This window comes from Pleionea sp. CnH1-48 (genome assembly GCF_024124665.1).
GTDB lineage: Bacteria > Pseudomonadota > Gammaproteobacteria > Enterobacterales > Kangiellaceae > JAMXSB01.
Genome location: NZ_JAMXSB010000008.1, coordinates 1 through 15,467 on the forward strand (window position 1 = coordinate 1; position 15,467 = coordinate 15,467).

Annotated in this window: 14 protein-coding genes; 5 read left to right on the forward strand and 9 right to left on the reverse strand. The window is 44.0% G+C overall.

The window, feature by feature from the left end; genetic code table 11:
* Nucleotides 1-266 precede the first annotated feature (266 nt).
* The 3 genes from NH399_RS13370 to pssA form a co-directional block, all read right to left on the reverse strand.
* Nucleotides 267-854: a sulfite oxidase heme-binding subunit YedZ gene (locus NH399_RS13370; RefSeq protein ID WP_253040856.1), complete on the reverse strand. Its 588-nt coding sequence runs from the start codon at nt 852-854 to the stop codon at nt 267-269.
* Nucleotides 855-880: 26 nt separating this feature from the next.
* Nucleotides 881-1,837, reverse strand: coding sequence for a protein-methionine-sulfoxide reductase catalytic subunit MsrP (gene msrP / locus NH399_RS13375; RefSeq protein WP_253040858.1), 957 nt, complete (start codon nt 1,835-1,837; stop codon nt 881-883).
* Nucleotides 1,838-1,992: 155 nt separating this feature from the next.
* A complete protein-coding gene (pssA, locus tag NH399_RS13380) occupies nt 1,993-2,787 on the reverse strand; it encodes a CDP-diacylglycerol--serine O-phosphatidyltransferase (RefSeq protein ID WP_253040860.1) in 795 nt (264 codons plus the stop codon).
* A gap of 208 nt (nt 2,788-2,995) precedes the next feature.
* Here pssA and NH399_RS13385 point away from each other — a divergent pair, with 208 nt between their 5' ends.
* Both NH399_RS13385 and NH399_RS13390 read left to right on the forward strand, forming a co-directional pair.
* Entirely contained in the window at nt 2,996-3,274 is a 279-nt protein-coding gene (locus NH399_RS13385) for a DUF3579 domain-containing protein (protein WP_253040862.1), read from the forward strand.
* A gap of 94 nt (nt 3,275-3,368) precedes the next feature.
* Nucleotides 3,369-3,818: a DUF4124 domain-containing protein gene (locus NH399_RS13390; protein ID WP_253040864.1), complete on the forward strand. Its 450-nt coding sequence runs from the start codon at nt 3,369-3,371 to the stop codon at nt 3,816-3,818.
* Nucleotides 3,819-3,865: 47 nt separating this feature from the next.
* On the opposite strand, the gene clpB is transcribed toward NH399_RS13390, so the two are convergent.
* The 4 genes from clpB to rluD form a co-directional block, all read right to left on the reverse strand.
* Entirely contained in the window at nt 3,866-6,433 is a 2,568-nt protein-coding gene (clpB, locus tag NH399_RS13395) for an ATP-dependent chaperone ClpB (protein ID WP_253040866.1), read from the reverse strand.
* A 158-nt stretch (nt 6,434-6,591) separates the two neighbouring features.
* Nucleotides 6,592-7,299, reverse strand: a complete 708-nt coding sequence (locus tag NH399_RS13400; RefSeq protein WP_253040869.1) for a lysophospholipid acyltransferase family protein — start codon at nt 7,297-7,299, stop codon at nt 6,592-6,594.
* 3 nt (nt 7,300-7,302) lie between these two features.
* A complete protein-coding gene (gene pgeF / locus NH399_RS13405; protein ID WP_253040871.1) occupies nt 7,303-8,052 on the reverse strand; it encodes a peptidoglycan editing factor PgeF in 750 nt (249 codons plus the stop codon).
* The gene (gene rluD, locus NH399_RS13410) at nt 8,052-9,008 is read right to left on the reverse strand and encodes a 23S rRNA pseudouridine(1911/1915/1917) synthase RluD (RefSeq protein ID WP_253040873.1); all 957 of its coding nucleotides are present in this window, start codon (nt 9,006-9,008) and stop codon (nt 8,052-8,054) included. The genes pgeF and rluD overlap by 1 nt, the downstream gene beginning before the upstream one ends.
* A gap of 189 nt (nt 9,009-9,197) precedes the next feature.
* Between rluD and NH399_RS13415 the strand changes: the two genes are divergently transcribed.
* Nucleotides 9,198-9,962, forward strand: coding sequence for an outer membrane protein assembly factor BamD (locus NH399_RS13415; RefSeq protein ID WP_253040875.1), 765 nt, complete (start codon nt 9,198-9,200; stop codon nt 9,960-9,962).
* 68 nt (nt 9,963-10,030) lie between these two features.
* On the opposite strand, the gene NH399_RS13420 is transcribed toward NH399_RS13415, so the two are convergent.
* Together NH399_RS13420 and NH399_RS13425 are read right to left on the reverse strand one after the other, a co-directional pair.
* Nucleotides 10,031-10,369 carry a P-II family nitrogen regulator gene (locus tag NH399_RS13420; RefSeq protein WP_253040877.1) on the reverse strand — a complete coding sequence of 113 codons (339 nt, stop codon included), beginning with the start codon at nt 10,367-10,369 and terminating at the stop codon, nt 10,031-10,033.
* Nucleotides 10,370-10,423: 54 nt separating this feature from the next.
* Nucleotides 10,424-12,037, reverse strand: a complete 1,614-nt coding sequence (locus tag NH399_RS13425; RefSeq protein WP_253040879.1) for an NAD+ synthase — start codon at nt 12,035-12,037, stop codon at nt 10,424-10,426.
* Between the two features lie 234 nt (nt 12,038-12,271).
* On the opposite strand from NH399_RS13425, the gene NH399_RS13430 reads away from it, so the two are divergent.
* Both NH399_RS13430 and NH399_RS13435 read left to right on the forward strand, forming a co-directional pair.
* The gene (locus tag NH399_RS13430) at nt 12,272-13,858 is read left to right on the forward strand and encodes a nitrogen regulation protein NR(II) (protein WP_253040881.1); all 1,587 of its coding nucleotides are present in this window, start codon (nt 12,272-12,274) and stop codon (nt 13,856-13,858) included.
* Nucleotides 13,855-15,222, forward strand: a complete 1,368-nt coding sequence (locus NH399_RS13435; protein WP_253040883.1) for a sigma-54 dependent transcriptional regulator — start codon at nt 13,855-13,857, stop codon at nt 15,220-15,222. The genes NH399_RS13430 and NH399_RS13435 overlap by 4 nt, the downstream gene beginning before the upstream one ends.
* The last annotated feature ends 245 nt before the right edge of the window (nt 15,223-15,467 follow it).

The following is a 15,467-nucleotide window of genomic DNA, read 5'->3' on the forward strand; positions in this document are numbered from 1 at the left end:
AAATCTTGAATTAACAGATATTGAATATCTCTTTCTTTCAACACTCAAATCGATAATGTCGTTATTGACGCTTATCCTATCTGAGTGCCCACACAGATTACTTTATCCTGATTGTCAAAGAACATGTTCAAATCAGTCTCGCTGTTTGAACTTAGTGAGGCGTGTGCCTCAATGTGGAGCGAGATTATATAGAGAATTTCGGCGATGACAAGCACTATTTCGAAAAAAAACGAATATTTTTGCCAAAGCTCAAATACCAATCAAAATCAAGCGTTTTGCACTGGCTTTCGTATAAAAAACCACCAAAAGCGAACTCCCAATAATGCGCTCAGAATGAACGCGTAAAGCAGGGGCTGGTTCAAATCGAGTTTACTTTGCCAAATAAAGTGAACAACCGCTAAAACACCCGCGACATATACCCACTTGTGCAGTGCTTTCCATCGCTTACCCAATCTCTTTTGCATCGCTTTGGTTGATGTAATGCTTAAGAACAACATAATCACAAAGGCTCCCATCCCTACTGTAATATAAGGACGCTCAATAATTTCGTCGAAAAGTTGCGACAGATCCCATCCCAGAAAAAACCATAGAAAGGTTATAAGGTGTAGCAAAAGATAGAAAGCTGCATAGAGTCCTAACATTCGGCGGTAGCGAATCGCTTTTCCCCAACCCGAGAGATAACGAATCGGTGACAGGGCCAGAGTGATTAGTAATAAACGTAACGCCCAGATCCCAGTAGTATTAAGTAATGTTTCCTGGGGATCAGGGCCAAGATCATTCGTTACCGTTCCCCAAACTAACAAACCCAATGGAGTGAGCGATAAAATGTGTACAAGCAATTTAGACCAAAACATTCAGCAAAAACCTACAACTTGAGCATTTAAAAGTGACGGCTAAGATCCATACCTTTATACAAATGAGCAACATGCTCAGCATAGCCATTGAGAAATTCTGTTTTAATGCGTCGGGTTCCACTAAAAAGTGATTCGCTCAAAATTCGTCTTTCTTTGGCCTGGCTCCATCTAGGGTGAGGAACATCAGGATTAACATTGGCATAAAAGCCATATTCTTTGGGTGCGGTCTTTTGCCAGGTATTCACAGGCTGCTTTTCAACAAACTTTATTTTTACGATGGACTTGATACTTTTAAACCCGTATTTCCAAGGCACAATCAGGCGTAAAGGAGCGCCGTTTTGTGGCGGGATATTCTTACCGTAGAGACCTGTCACCATTAAAGTGAGAGGGTTCATGGCTTCATCCATACGTAAACCTTCAACATAAGGCCAGTCGAGAGATGAAAAATTAAAAACTCCGCGACGTTGCCCTGGCATCCTTTCGGGATCATAAAGCGTTTCAAACTGAACATACTTTGCTTTGCTGGTCGGCTTTAGTCGTTTTATCAATTGTCGTAGCTCAAAACCATACCAGGGAACAACCATAGACCATGCTTCGACACAGCGTAATCGATAAATACGCTCTTCTTGCTGCACCCATTTGAGAATATCTTCAAAATCATACACGCCCGGACTTTCTACTTCCCCTTCTACAGCGACCTGCCAGTTATTGGTGACAAAGTTCTTGGCCTTTTTCGCAGGCTCTTCTTTACTCAAAGAAAACTCGTAGAAGTTATTGTAATGAGTAATAGAATACTCTGATGTCTTTTGTTCAGAAGTGGAGTAAGGAGAGGCTTTACCCGCCAAAATAGGCAAACTGGATAGCGCACCTGATGCAGCCATTCCTTTAATCAACTGACGTCGATTAATAAACGCAGACTCATCAGTAATTTCGTATTCTGGGCAATTAAAATCAGGTTTTGAACGGGTATTCTTGATTAACATCTGTCACTCCTCAATGCTGTTACCAATAAGACCATTAGTGGTCAGCACTGTTACACATCATTTTCTGATTTAGACAGAGTATAAATATAGAACAGCCCGAAGCTGTTAGCGCACTTTGCCATGAACCGCAGAGTGCGCCAGAAATAAGAAGGGAATTATTCGGTTGGTTTGTTACTATTTTCTTCTTCTGCTTCAGCCTCTGTTTTGCCGCGCTTATCCTTAAGAGACCGCATTCTAACCACCGTTAGCACAGGTCCTGATAAGGCATAAATCGAAAACCCAATAAATAAAACAATGGGAGGATCATAAGCAATAAGAACCAGAATCAGAACTGAAACCAGAATAGCAATAAAGGGGACTTTGCCACGCCAGTTCACTTCTTTAAAGCTGGAATAACGGAAATTACTCACCATTAATAAACCCAGACAAATGGTAATAATCGCAACAGGCAATCCAAACTGCGTACCCGATGGATAGTCTGAATCCACACCAAGCCAGACCATACCCGCTAAAATTGCTGCGGCAGATGGTATAGCTAGCCCCTGAAAATAGCTTTTGTCGGCTGTCTCAACTTGGGTATTAAACCGGGCTAATCGCAGCGCTCCCGCAGCAACAAAGATAAATGCAGCTAACCAACCTAACTTGCCCTGCTCCGTTAACGCCCAATTGTAAGTAACTAACGCGGGAGCGACACCAAATGACACTATGTCAGCCATGCTGTCGTATTCGGCACCAAATGCTGATTGAGTATTGGTCATACGCGCGACTCGACCATCCAGGCCATCCATGATCATGGCAATGAATATCGCCACAGCAGCGACTTCAAATCGACCTCCCATAGACGCAACGATGGCAAAAAAACCGGCAAATAGCCCCCCCGTCGTCAGCAAGTTAGGCAATAAGTAGATTCCTCGGCGAGGATTCTTGTTTTCTGTATTTTGGTTTGGCATAGATGAAATACTCAAATAAATAGCTTTAAGAGCTGGCTCTGCTAGACTTCTATTCAAAGCAGACTAGTTTAACCCGCTTTTAGGTCTTGTTAAAAGCTTGAAAATCAATGATTAGGGTCTGTTAACAGCCCCAACAGGTTGACATCGAATTATGTTATGTCAACATACGCCGCGCAACTCAACATAATATTGAACTTGGCGACTACGAATGCTACTAGAGGAAAATCAGAAACTCACCATAATAGGGTTGAATGAAGAGGGGCAAAAATTTCGCCCGTCTGACTGGGCAGAACGCCTGTGCGGTAGCCTTTGTACATTTCGTAACCGCAGAATGTATTACTCCCCATTACTAAGACCCGCCGTCATTGATGGCGTAAAATGTGTTGTAGTAGACCATCGTTTGCAGCAAGAACAGGAAGAAATGTTCACTTATGTAATGGGATTTGTTCACGAAAATAAACTTCAATCGAGAATAGAGGATAAATAAGCGCCAGTTTCAACCTCTAGCCTACTGACTTTACCCCCAATTTAGCGCTATATTATTACTTATGAGCTGCAAAGCAGTAATTAAGGAACAAAGTATGAAGAAAAGCACTCTTTTGATTGGCACACTCTTGGCCATCTTTTGCACACTAAGTACCGCAGAGAAAAAACCCTATTACAAGTGGAAAGACTCTGAAGGCAACGTGCAGTACGGCGAGCGGCCTCCCAAAGGCGTAAAGTACGAAATTATAAAGATTCACTCAGGTAAGAAAAACTCCCGAGCAAGTGCTAAGCCAGCAGCCACTCAAACTGACACTTCTCAGCAAGCCGAAGACAATTCATTACATAATGAGTTGCGTAAAGCAAAAGAACGCATTGATGAAGGTTGTCGCGTTGCAAAAATTAACATGGAAACGCTTAAAACAGCTTCTCGAATTGGTGTCGATGACGGCCAAGGCGGACGCCGCTTAATTACCGCAGAAGAAAAAGCGAAGAAAATGGAAGAAACTCAAAAGCAGATTGATCGTTACTGCATCAAGAAAGGCTAGCTTTACTAAATAGAGCACCGACGATAGGTGCTCTATTTAACCATTCTTTATCGAAAGACAATTTCCTTCTCTTCTACTGTTACCTGAATCATCTCGCCACTGTGATATTGCCCCTCCAAGATACGTTGAGCCAATGGGTTTTCTATCCATTGCTGAATCGCCCGCTTTAATGGACGAGCACCATAAACCGGATCAAATCCTCGTTCGGCAATAAGGCTTAAAGCTTCTTCATCAAATTCAATAGATAGATCATTATCTTCAACTCGACGTGTTAAGTTTGCCAATTGAATTCGGGCAATGGCTTTAACAGCATCTCGTGGCAACGAATGGAAAACCACCGTTTCGTCAACACGGTTGATAAATTCAGGTCTAAAGAACTGACCAATGACTTCCATAATCTTATCTTTTAGAACGCCATGCTCTTCTTCTCTGTGTTCAGAGATAACATCGGATCCTAAATTAGATGTCATAACAACAACGGTATTACGAAAATCAACGGTTCGACCTTGACCATCCGTCAAACGACCATCTTCAAGAACCTGCAACAAAACATTAAATACATCAGGGTGGGCCTTTTCGACCTCATCCAACAGAATAACAGAATAAGGTTTGCGTCGAACGGCTTCGGTTAAATAACCACCTTCGTCATAGCCAACATAGCCTGGAGGCGCGCCAATTAATCGTGCAACAGCGTGTTTTTCCATAAACTCAGACATATCAACGCGAATCATGGATTCTTCACTATCGAATAAAAATTCGGCCAAGGCTTTGCAGAGCTCAGTTTTACCAACACCTGTTGGTCCTAAGAATAAAAAAGAACCATTAGGTCGATCTGGTTCAGATAATCCAGCTCGCGCACGCCGAATAGCGTTTGCAACAGCAGTAACCGCTTCGTTTTGCCCAACCACTCGCTGATGCAATCCGTCTTCGATCTTTAACAACTTATCGCGCTCGCCTTCTAGCATTTTATTAACAGGAATGCCTGTCCACTTAGAAACGACTTCGGCAATTTCGTTATCAGTGACTTTATTTCTTAATAGAGTCATATCTTGCATTTCTGCCTGAGCCGCCATGTCGAGTTGTTTTTCGAGTTCAGGAATTTTTCCGTACTGCAGCTCAGACATACGCGCCAGATCACCCGCTCGATGCGCCGCATCCAAATCAAGGCGAGCCCGCTCTAACTCAGTTTTAATATGTGTGGTCCCTTGGAGCGCTGCTTTTTCTGCGGTCCAGACTTCATTCAGTTCAGCAAAATCTCTTTCTAACTCAGTGATCTCGCTCTCTAATGCCTGCAAACGCTTTTTGGAGCTTTCGTCGGTTTCTTTGCGTAACGCTTCTCGTTGGATCTTTAGCTGAATTAAACGTCTTTCTAACTTATCCATTTGTTCAGGTTTGGAGTCGATTTCCATACGGATCCGACTGGCCGCTTCATCAATCAGATCAATCGCCTTATCTGGCAGCTGCCGATCGGAAATATAACGATGAGATAGTGTCGCAGCACCAACGATAGCGGGGTCGGTAATATCGACACCATGATGCACTTCGTAGCGCTCTTTTAATCCTCGCAAAATAGCGATGGTATCTTCTACTGTAGGCTCATCCACCTGCACTTTTTGAAAACGACGCTCTAAGGCAGCGTCTTTTTCGACATACTTACGATACTCATCAAGAGTCGTCGCTCCTACACAATGCAATTCTCCACGAGCCAATGCGGGTTTGAGCATATTGCCGGCGTCCATCGCACCATCAGCTTTTCCGGCGCCAACCATAGTATGAAGTTCGTCGATGAAAAGAATGATACGGCCTTCCTGCTTCGACAGATCGTTCAGTACAGCTTTTAAACGCTCTTCAAATTCTCCACGAAATTTAGCGCCCGCGATCAAAGCTCCCATATCAAGAGACAGAACGCGTTTATTTTTTAAACCTTCTGGTACTTCGCCATTAATAATTCGTTGAGCTAAACCTTCAACGATAGCGGTTTTACCAACGCCGGGCTCACCAATCAAAACAGGATTATTTTTCGAACGACGCTGCAATACCTGAATCGTACGACGGATTTCATCATCACGACCTATAACGGGGTCGAGCTTACCTTGCTCCGCTCGTTCGGTTAAATCAACGGTAAACTTTTCGAGTGCCTGACGTTGTTCTTCGGCATTAGGATCATTGATTGTTTCTCCGCCACGCACATCATTAATAGCTTGTTCAATTGTGGCAGGCGTTGCTCCAAGACTTTTTAAGATACGCCCTAGTGTACTTTTGTCACTTAGAGCGGCTAATACAAGCAGTTCAGAAGAAATGTACTGATCTTTTCGATGTTGAGACAGTTTGTCACACAGATTCAACAGCCGCACTGACTCATTGGATATTTGGACATCGCCATCACTGCCTTCTACCTGCGGCAATTGATCGAGAGCTTCAGCAATTTGAGAACGTAATGCATGAACATTAACATTCGCTTTTACCAGTAGAGGACGAACCGTACCGCCATCCTGATTTAACAAAGCCATCATTAAATGTAATGGTTCAATAAACTGATGATCACGTCCAACGGCCAGCGATTGCGCATCCGCTATCGCAAGTTGAAACTTACTGGTAAATTTATCCATTCTCATGGAGTTGGCCCCCTCAGGCAAATAAGCAAAAAGATCAAACACCAGAGTTATTGATAGCCGCTAGTGACAAATAAGCAACTTTAGTTACTGGTTATTCATACCCAAAGTATTTCATAGTGCTACGGGTATAGACTGGCGACTGCAACAACCGATTTAGTTTATAGATGGGGGGTCGTCGATTTTTTTTCAAGTGAGTCAGTACGACCTAACAACAATTCGCCTAAACGATCGTCGATACACTTGTCTTCAAAAGCTTGAGAATCAATGGATGGAAACTGCTGAATATTAATATCCGCTCTCAATAGCAAGGAGGTAAAAACCGATCCTTGAGCTCGGACGCCTTCCAGACGAAGGGGAAAAACTGTACAGGGAACTTTCGTTACTAGCTTGCGCAATCCAGGTTTCAACTTAGTGCGCTTTTCATCATCAAGGTGGATCCTGCCATGAGGGAACAAAGCAACCACTTCACCTAACTCTAACTGTCGGATAGCTTCTCGAAAAGCACCATCGACTCGGCCATCCCGGTCAACAGGAATACACCCTGCTCGCTTAAACAACCAAGTTAAACCAAAGCGTTCGTATTCCTCTTTCGCAATCAAAAAACGCAAAGGTCTGTCGCACGCAGCAATCAGCAGGAGAGGATCCAGCCCAGAGATATGATTTGAGACAACAATACTCCCCCTATCTGAAGGAATTGATAGATTAATAGGGTTAATGTGATGGAAACGGCGGCAATATATTCGCGCCCATCCATCAACGGCATTGGCTAACAAGAAGCCCCAGTCGGCCCCTTTGTTTTTAATACCAATCGCCAATCCGCCCATAAACAAAAGAACGGCTACAGAAGCCACAAAAAGAAATGTCATTGGCTATTGTGCTCCAGAACTCAACCAAATTAGTGATGCCATTCGGCCCGTTACGCCATCTCTGCGATAGGAGAAAAATTGTTCAGGATCAGAATAGGTGCAAAAATCACCACCGTATATCTGTACACCCAGAGCAGAGAGTTGTTCTCGCGCAATACCATAAAGATCAGCCAGGTATTTACCTTTTTTATCACGAGCCTGAAAAAAACGGTCAAACGAGGAAGATTGAGCACAAAAAGCCTGCTTCACATCATCCCCAACCTCAAAGGCCTTCGAACTTATCGCAGGCCCTAACCAAGCCAGGCAATCTTCTTTTTCGCCCTGATAGGAATCCATCGTCTTCAATAAGATGCCATTAGCCAGCCCACGCCAACCTGCATGAGCCGCTGCAACCCATTGCCCTTTCTTGTCGGTGAACAAGACAGGCAAACAGTCAGCGGTCATTACCGCACATACCTGAGATGGTTGCTCACTATAGCTGGCATCGGCCTCTATAGGTGTTTCAGACAGAGAAGTTACAGGCACAACATCCGTGCTATGAGTTTGATTCAGCCAGAAAGGTTCTGAGGGTAATGCTAATGCCTCAACTAGCCGCTGGCGGTTAGTGGCTACATGCTCAGCATCATCGCCAACATGATCGCCCACATTCATTGCTTGATAAACGCCTTGGCTCACCCCACCGGAACGGCAAGTTGATGCCGCCTGAACCCACTCGGGAGCAGGCCAATCAGGCTTAATGACAGCCAGATTCATTAATCTTCAGCTCGAATAACGTCAAGTAGATGGGCGTAATCACTGGGTACATCCGCTTCCCAGCTCATAAACTCATCTTTCTCTGGGTGCATTAACCCTAATTTGCGAGCATGGAGGGCCTGACGACGAAACTCTCTGAGCGCAGTTCTTAGCGCATCAGAGCTGCCAGAAGGTGCGTAGTTTTTCTTACCGTAGGCCAAATCTCCAACCAGAGGGTAACGAGCATGAGCCATGTGAACGCGGATCTGGTGAGTTCGACCAGTTTCAAGATTCACTTGCAAATGCGTAAAGTGAGTAAACTTATCTTTTAATCGATAGTGAGTGATCGCTTCTTTTCCATTATTGACCACAGCCATCTTCAAACGGCTCGTAGGATGTCGGCCAATGGGCGCATCAATGGTTCCACCTGATACAAACTGACCATGGACAATACACTGATATTCCCGCTCAAAGGCTCGCTCTTGCAACTGGGCCACTAGATGGGTGTGTGCCTCTAAGGTCCGGGCGACAACTAAAAGCCCAGTAGTGTCTTTGTCCAGACGATGAACAATACCTGCTCGAGGCAATTGAATCAGCGATTCATCATGATTTAGCAGGGCATTGACCATGGTTCCGCTGTAATTGCCCGCAGCAGGATGAACCACCAATCCCGCCGGTTTATTAATCACCAATATGGCTTCATCTTCATACACGATATCAAGCGGGATATCTTCAGGTTCCCAGGTACCCGCCTGCTCAATCTCTGCGTCTACCGTAATGGTTTCATTGCCCTGAATCTTATAGCGAGTCTTGGTAACAGGCTGTTCATTCACTAGCACCTGACCATTTTTCACCCAATCTTGTAGGCGCGAACGTGAGATACCCTCACAGTAAGCGGCTAAAACCTGATCAAGTCGGTGACCATAATCTTTTTCGGTAACTTCAAACGTCTGTTGATAACTGGTTTTTGTGCTCATAAAAACTAAATTTTCAGGGAACCTTTTGTTATTTTCAGCCTCTCAACCCTTTATAGACGAGGTTGCCGTTTGTTAAACACAGACTGAACAATTGCAATTAAGTCAAAAAACATTGGCCTCTATCCTAACCTTGGGTAGAATGACCAACCCATAACGATTCAAGTAGATTTTAACGATATTTTTGAGCGTATGAAGAATTTTCGTATTTTATTTTTAGTAATTCTAGCTTTAATGCTACAGGCTTGCGCCACAACGGGCAATGATGACAATGATACGCCAGCAAATGATCCCGGTGTTAGCCTCCATGAAAAAGCAGAAATTGCTATGCGGGCAGGTAATTATCGTAGTGCTATCCAGTACTTAGAAAAGCTGGACAGTCTTTATCCATTTGGCCCATCTTCACATAAGGCTCAATTGTCACTTATATACTCTTACTACAAGATTGGTGACAGTGCACTAGCAACAGCTGCTGCTGATCGCTTTATTCGCCAAAACCCCAATCATCCTGACGTTGACTATGTCTATTACATGAAAGGCTTAGTCGCTTTTAATGATGAATCAGGCTTTATCAAAGAACTGCTATCAGCAAGCCTTTCTAAGCGTGATGCAGAAGCGGCTCGAACGGCCTTTAAAAACTTTGCCGACCTGGTCAGAAAACACCCTAAGAGCCGCTATTCTAAAGATGCTCGCCAACGCATGGTATTTTTACGCAATCTACTTGCCGAGCATGAATTACACGTGGCTCGCTACTATATGGAGCGCCAGGCTTATACGGGTGCTGCCAATCGTGCGCAGTATATTGTAGAAAACTACCCTAAAACGCCTGCCATTCCAGAAGCTCTGGTCATTATGACAACGGCTTATGATTTGTTGGGTCTGCCTGAGTTAAAAGAGAAAGCACGTAGACTGTTGCTACTGAATTACCCTGAGCATGCCAAACAACTCGATATATAATTGAGTTTGTGCAGCCCATAAAAAAAGCCGCTGATTAGCGGCTTTTTTTATGGGCGCTCATCGATGCATTAAATGGCGCTTTCGTTTTCTTCTCCCGTTCGAATACGAATCACTTTTTCGACATCAGAAACAAAGATTTTTCCATCGCCAATTTTGCCGGTACGAGCAACTTCCAAAATGCTTTCAATGCTCGCATCAACCAGTTCATCACTGACCACAACTTCAACTTTTACCTTAGGCAAAAAATCAACCATATATTCTGCACCACGATACAACTCGGTATGCCCTTTTTGACGACCGAAACCTTTCACTTCGGTGACTGTCATTCCTGCGACTCCCAAATCTCCTAATGCTTCGCGTACATCATCAAGCTTAAAGGGTTTAATAATTGCTTCGATTTTTTTCATTGACAGGTTCTCATTGTGGAGCTTCTCTGGCTCTTATTGAATGAAATCAGCATATCATAGTTGGCGAAAAAAGCCGGATGTAATCGGGTAACGTCGATCACGTCCAAAGGCGCGACGGCTGATACGCACACCCGGAGCCGATTGACGGCGCTTGTATTCATTTCGATCCACCATTTTCATAACATGACGAATGGTATCTTCTTCGAAACCTAGCGCAACGATATCCGCAACACTTTTATCTTCAACAACATAAGCTTCAAGGATAGCATCTAATATCTCGTAGGGAGGCAAACTATCTTCATCTTTTTGATCCGGCGCTAATTCTGCCGAAGGTGCTCTTGTAATCACTCGCTCAGGAATAACTTCTGAAAGTGTATTTCGATATCTGGATAAACGATAAACCCATATTTTAGGTACGTCCTTTAAAACATCAAATCCACCAGCCATATCACCATACAAAGTAGAATATCCCACTGCGACCTCGGATTTATTACCAGTGGTTAAAACAATGCGTCCACTTTTGTTCGAAATGGCCATCAGCAATGTTCCTCGGCAACGCGCTTGAAGATTCTGCTCGGTCGTATCTACCAATGTGCCTTCAAAGCGACTTGCTAAACCTTGCATAAAGGCTTCATACATAGGTTCAATCGACACAACATCAAAGTCGACTCCTAACAACTCAGCTTCTTTTTGTGCATCTTCAATGCTCATATCGGCGGTATAACGGAATGGCATCATCACCGCTTCGACATTCTCAGCACCAAGCGCATCAACAGCAACCGCCAGAGTTAAAGCCGAATCAATGCCACCCGATAAACCAATCACAGCACCTTTAAACCCATTCTTGGTGACATAGTCTTTAACACCAAGAACCAAAGCGCGGTACATTTCTTCCTCTGAATTTTGTGGCAGGCTAGCCTCGTTGCTAACAACCTTCCATCCATTGTCGTTCCACTCGACACAGGCAAGTGCCGTATCAAAAGCTTCGACTTCATATACAACATCACCCGATGCATCAATCACCAGCGAACGACCATCAAATACCAGTTCATCCTGTCCGCCAACCTGATTAACATAAATAACAGGAAGGTTATTGTCTTTAGCCCGCTGAGTAACCTGAAGAAGGCGATCCTCACGGTGAGCATGATGGTAAGGAGAAGCATTAGGCGACAGAATGATCTCGGCTCCTTCTGCCTTTGCTTTAGCAACAGGCTCTTCAAACCATAAGTCTTCGCAAACGACGAGTCCTAACTTTTTCCCTTGATATTCAAAGACACATGAACGATCACCACAGGCAAAATAGCGCTTCTCATCAAATACTGAATAATTAGGCAGCATCTGTTTATGATAGGTATGAAGAATGGCCCCATCAGCAATAAAAGAAGCCGCGTTATACACTTCATTTTGATGTTTATCAGGGTGTCCTAAGACAATAGCCACCCCTTTCGTTTCGACGGTGATCTGATGGATAGCCGAAGCCACACAATCAAACAGGTCCTGGCGTAATAACAAATCTTCTGGCGGATAGCCACATACGGCTAGCTCAGGAAAAACAATAACGTCCGGTTGCAGTTCATCTTTAGCACGACGGATAGCTTCAATAATCAATGAAGCATTTCCAGAAATATCGCCAACAATAGGATTGATTTGGGCAAGAACAATACGCATAGCCACTCTTTAAATATTCAACATACACTATGCTGCTATTTTCCCGCATTTATCAGTCTTGCGCAAAAAAATCCGCTCCAGGCGAACGAAAAGCTTCAAACTCGCAAAAGCGGCTAAGTTTTATGCGAATACCTCTTCTTTTCCTTTTCTCCATGGAGTTTTCACTAGCCTTGAGTAATGAGTTACACTCATACTATGACCTTAGCCAGTGAAGACTCCAATAAAATACAGTAAATGAAAGACTTAAAGGCTGCACATGAAGTAACAGCATGGCGCGCATTACAGATATACACCCTGTATCGAATTGTCGTATCTGGCTTTTTATTGGTGCTTTTTCAGCTCAAAGCCGATGACGTCTTTTTGGGCCAAAATGACGAGATACTGTTTCACTGGACTTCAATAGCTTACTTTCTGACCAGCGTATCCTTTTTTGCTTTATCCCGAATCACTCGAATTCCCTTTCATGCCCAGGTTGAACTGCAAGTTTTTCTGGACATCATTTTAATCGCCCTTTTGATGCATGCCAGCGGCGGAGTAGCCACGGGTCTGGGCATGTTGATGGCCGTCTCGGTCACCACGGCCTGTTTGTTATTGGCCAAAAGCTCTTCTTTATCATTTGCGGCCATAGCCACCGCAGTTGTGATTGGTGAAGCCGTACTGTTAAAACTGACTGGCGATAAATCTGACCATATTACTCAGGCAGGTCTGCTCGGTGCGACTTTCTTCGCGACCTCTTTGTTTGCATTGCTTACAGCACAGCGCTTAAAACAAAGTGAACTGGAGGCAGAAGCCACCAGTGCCGATCTGGCCAGCATGGAAAAGTTGAACGAGTCTATTATTCAATTTATGAAAACAGGCGTTATCGCACTCGATAGCCGCATGTATGTTCAATTTATTAATACTGCCGCCTGGGAACTACTGGAAATGCCCGATCATGTAGAAGGCAGGCCATTGCATGAAGTGAGCGAAGAACTGGAAAAAGTGCTTTCCTCTAACGAAAACCAACCCGCAAGAATATCCAGCTTTCGTCATAGTCCTACCGGACCGAGAATTCAGATCACGCAATCGGTTATTAAAGACTCAAACAATGCACGCTTGTTGTTTCTGGAAGACACGACAGAGATTACGCAACAGGCACAAAATTTAAAGCTGGCTTCATTAGGCCGATTAACGGCCAGTATCGCTCATGAAATAAGAAACCCTTTGGGTGCCCTCAGCCATGCCACCCAACTGCTGGAAGAGTCACAAGACTTACCAGCTTCAGACATTAAGTTGCTGAGTATCATTCAGAAAAACGCGGTGAGAATGAACACCATTATTGAAAACGTCATGCAGCTATCCCAGCGTCGAGCGCCAACGACCGAAAGAGTCGAGATGCTGCCTTTTCTGACACAACTTATCGAAGAGAGGAAAAAAGCGGCCGACGCAAAACTTATGGTCGTTATTGATGTAATGCCCGATACGTTAAAAGTACCTTTTGACCGTAGCCAATTAATGCAAGTGGTTAATAATTTGGTAGAAAATGGTCTAAGGTATAGTTTTCAGAACACACAAAAGTACCAGCTCAGATTAACCGCGGGCTTTGATCTGGCAAGAAGCCGGTGCTTCCTCGAAATCATTGATAAAGGCGAAGGGATAGAACCTGAAAAAGCCGAGAAGATTTTTGAGCCATTCTTTACCACCAGCCCCACAGGTACAGGTTTAGGGCTCTATATATCAAAAGAATTATGTGAAGCCAATCGCGCCAGCCTGGATTATATTCCAGTTCCATCTGGTGGAAGCTGCTTTAGAGTGACATTTGCAAGAGAACATATCGAATGACAGAACCGACTGCATTATTGATCGACGACGAACCCGATATATTGGAACTACTTTCCATGACTTTGCTGCGAATGGGGATTAATTGCCATACCGCCAGCAACGTTTCTGAAGCCAATCAAAAACTAGAAAAAAACACCTACGACTTTTGTTTAACTGATATGAGACTGCCCGATGGCAGTGGGCTCGAAATCGTCGAGAAAATCCAGCATCTTCCTCAAGAAATTCCGGTCGCCGTACTGACGGCACATGGCAATATGGAAACAGCGATCGAAGCGATGAAGTTAGGCGCTTTTGACTTTGTCTCCAAACCGGTTGATTTATCTAACCTGCGAAATCTGGTGACACGAGCACTCAAAGTTAACAGTTCTCAATCCAAACAAAATCAGTTTGCTGGAGGTCGCCAATTTATAGGGTCAACGGATTGTGTTCAACGCCTCAAACAAACCATTCTAAAAGTTGCCAAAAGTCAGGCTCCTATTTATGTGCATGGCGAATCCGGTACAGGAAAAGAAATGGTTGCCCGCTTGATTCATAAAAATGGCCCCCGAACTGATGGCCCTTTTATTGCGGTTAACTGTGGTGCCATCCCTTCAGAGTTGGTAGAGAGCGAATTCTTTGGTCATAAAAAAGGCTCCTTCACTGGTGCTTCCCAAGACAAAGAAGGGCTTTTTCAGGCTGCCAACGGAGGAACTCTCTTTCTGGATGAGATCGCTGATCTGTCATTATCGATGCAAGTGAAGCTGCTAAGAGCCATTCAAGAACGAGCTATTCGTTCTATTGGTTCCGATCAAGAGGTTAATGTCGATATACGAATTATTTCTGCCTCTCATAAAGATCTCAAAGCCCTGGTCAAAGATGGTCACTTTCGTCAGGATTTGTTTTATCGAGTGAATGTTATTGAGGTTGATGTGCCTGCACTCAGAGAACGCAGAGATGATATTCCAGAACTGACCAATTACTTTTTAGAACGACTGGCAGAACGCAACAATACAACCAAACCTAGCATTACAGAAGCTGCTTTGGCCAAGTTAAAAAGCTACTCGTTTCCGGGAAATATTCGCGAGTTAGAAAACATGTTAGAACGCGCTGTTACCCTGTCGGTAGATGCCAGCATCGATGTAGCAGATATTAAAATCGATCAATCTGAGTCCTATCACATTCCTCAGGAAACGACGGTTGAGGACATACCCTCTCTGCCCAGACGTGGGAACAAACCACTAGAAGAATTCTTGGAAGAAGTAGAAAAAAACACGATTATGGAAGCATTGGCTGAAACCAAAGGCAATAAAACAGCAGCGGCTCATCTACTTGGAATTAGCTTTAGAGCTATGCGTTACCGATTAAAAAAGCTCGGCCTTGAGTAACCCTTCCCGTTACCTGAAGCTTGCTCAAAAAATCTTCAGGTAACAACCTTAAAGATAAGAGATCATCAAAACCAGCCTATTACTAGTATCAAAACATTTGATTTGATCACTATCAAGTTGCACATTCACACTTCGACGATTTTCCAAAGATCTCCCACTTCGCACCTAGTCAATCTCTCACAACAATCTGCGTGATTGCAGCTTCGAATAGCCTATTGATTGAGGCACACTGACCGCGATTCATT

Excerpts from the sequence above, each read along its gene's own strand:
- NH399_RS13385 (WP_253040862.1), top strand. The coding sequence starts at position 2,996 with ATGCTACTAGAGGAAAATCAGAAACTCACCATAATAGGGTTGAATGAA.
- pgeF (WP_253040871.1), bottom strand. The coding sequence starts at position 8,052 with ATGAATCTGGCTGTCATTAAGCCTGATTGGCCTGCTCCCGAGTGGGTT.
- NH399_RS13420 (WP_253040877.1), bottom strand. The coding sequence starts at position 10,369 with ATGAAAAAAATCGAAGCAATTATTAAACCCTTTAAGCTTGATGATGTA.
- NH399_RS13415 (WP_253040875.1), top strand. The coding sequence starts at position 9,198 with ATGAAGAATTTTCGTATTTTATTTTTAGTAATTCTAGCTTTAATGCTA.
- NH399_RS13400 (WP_253040869.1), bottom strand. The coding sequence starts at position 7,299 with ATGACATTTCTTTTTGTGGCTTCTGTAGCCGTTCTTTTGTTTATGGGC.
- clpB (WP_253040866.1), bottom strand. The coding sequence starts at position 6,433 with ATGAGAATGGATAAATTTACCAGTAAGTTTCAACTTGCGATAGCGGAT.
- NH399_RS13370 (WP_253040856.1), bottom strand. The coding sequence starts at position 854 with ATGTTTTGGTCTAAATTGCTTGTACACATTTTATCGCTCACTCCATTG.
- NH399_RS13425 (WP_253040879.1), bottom strand. The coding sequence starts at position 12,037 with ATGCGTATTGTTCTTGCCCAAATCAATCCTATTGTTGGCGATATTTCT.
- msrP (WP_253040858.1), bottom strand. The coding sequence starts at position 1,837 with ATGTTAATCAAGAATACCCGTTCAAAACCTGATTTTAATTGCCCAGAA.
- pssA (WP_253040860.1), bottom strand. The coding sequence starts at position 2,787 with ATGCCAAACCAAAATACAGAAAACAAGAATCCTCGCCGAGGAATCTAC.
- NH399_RS13430 (WP_253040881.1), top strand. The coding sequence starts at position 12,272 with ATGAAAGACTTAAAGGCTGCACATGAAGTAACAGCATGGCGCGCATTA.
- NH399_RS13435 (WP_253040883.1), top strand. The coding sequence starts at position 13,855 with ATGACAGAACCGACTGCATTATTGATCGACGACGAACCCGATATATTG.
- rluD (WP_253040873.1), bottom strand. The coding sequence starts at position 9,008 with ATGAGCACAAAAACCAGTTATCAACAGACGTTTGAAGTTACCGAAAAA.
- NH399_RS13390 (WP_253040864.1), top strand. The coding sequence starts at position 3,369 with ATGAAGAAAAGCACTCTTTTGATTGGCACACTCTTGGCCATCTTTTGC.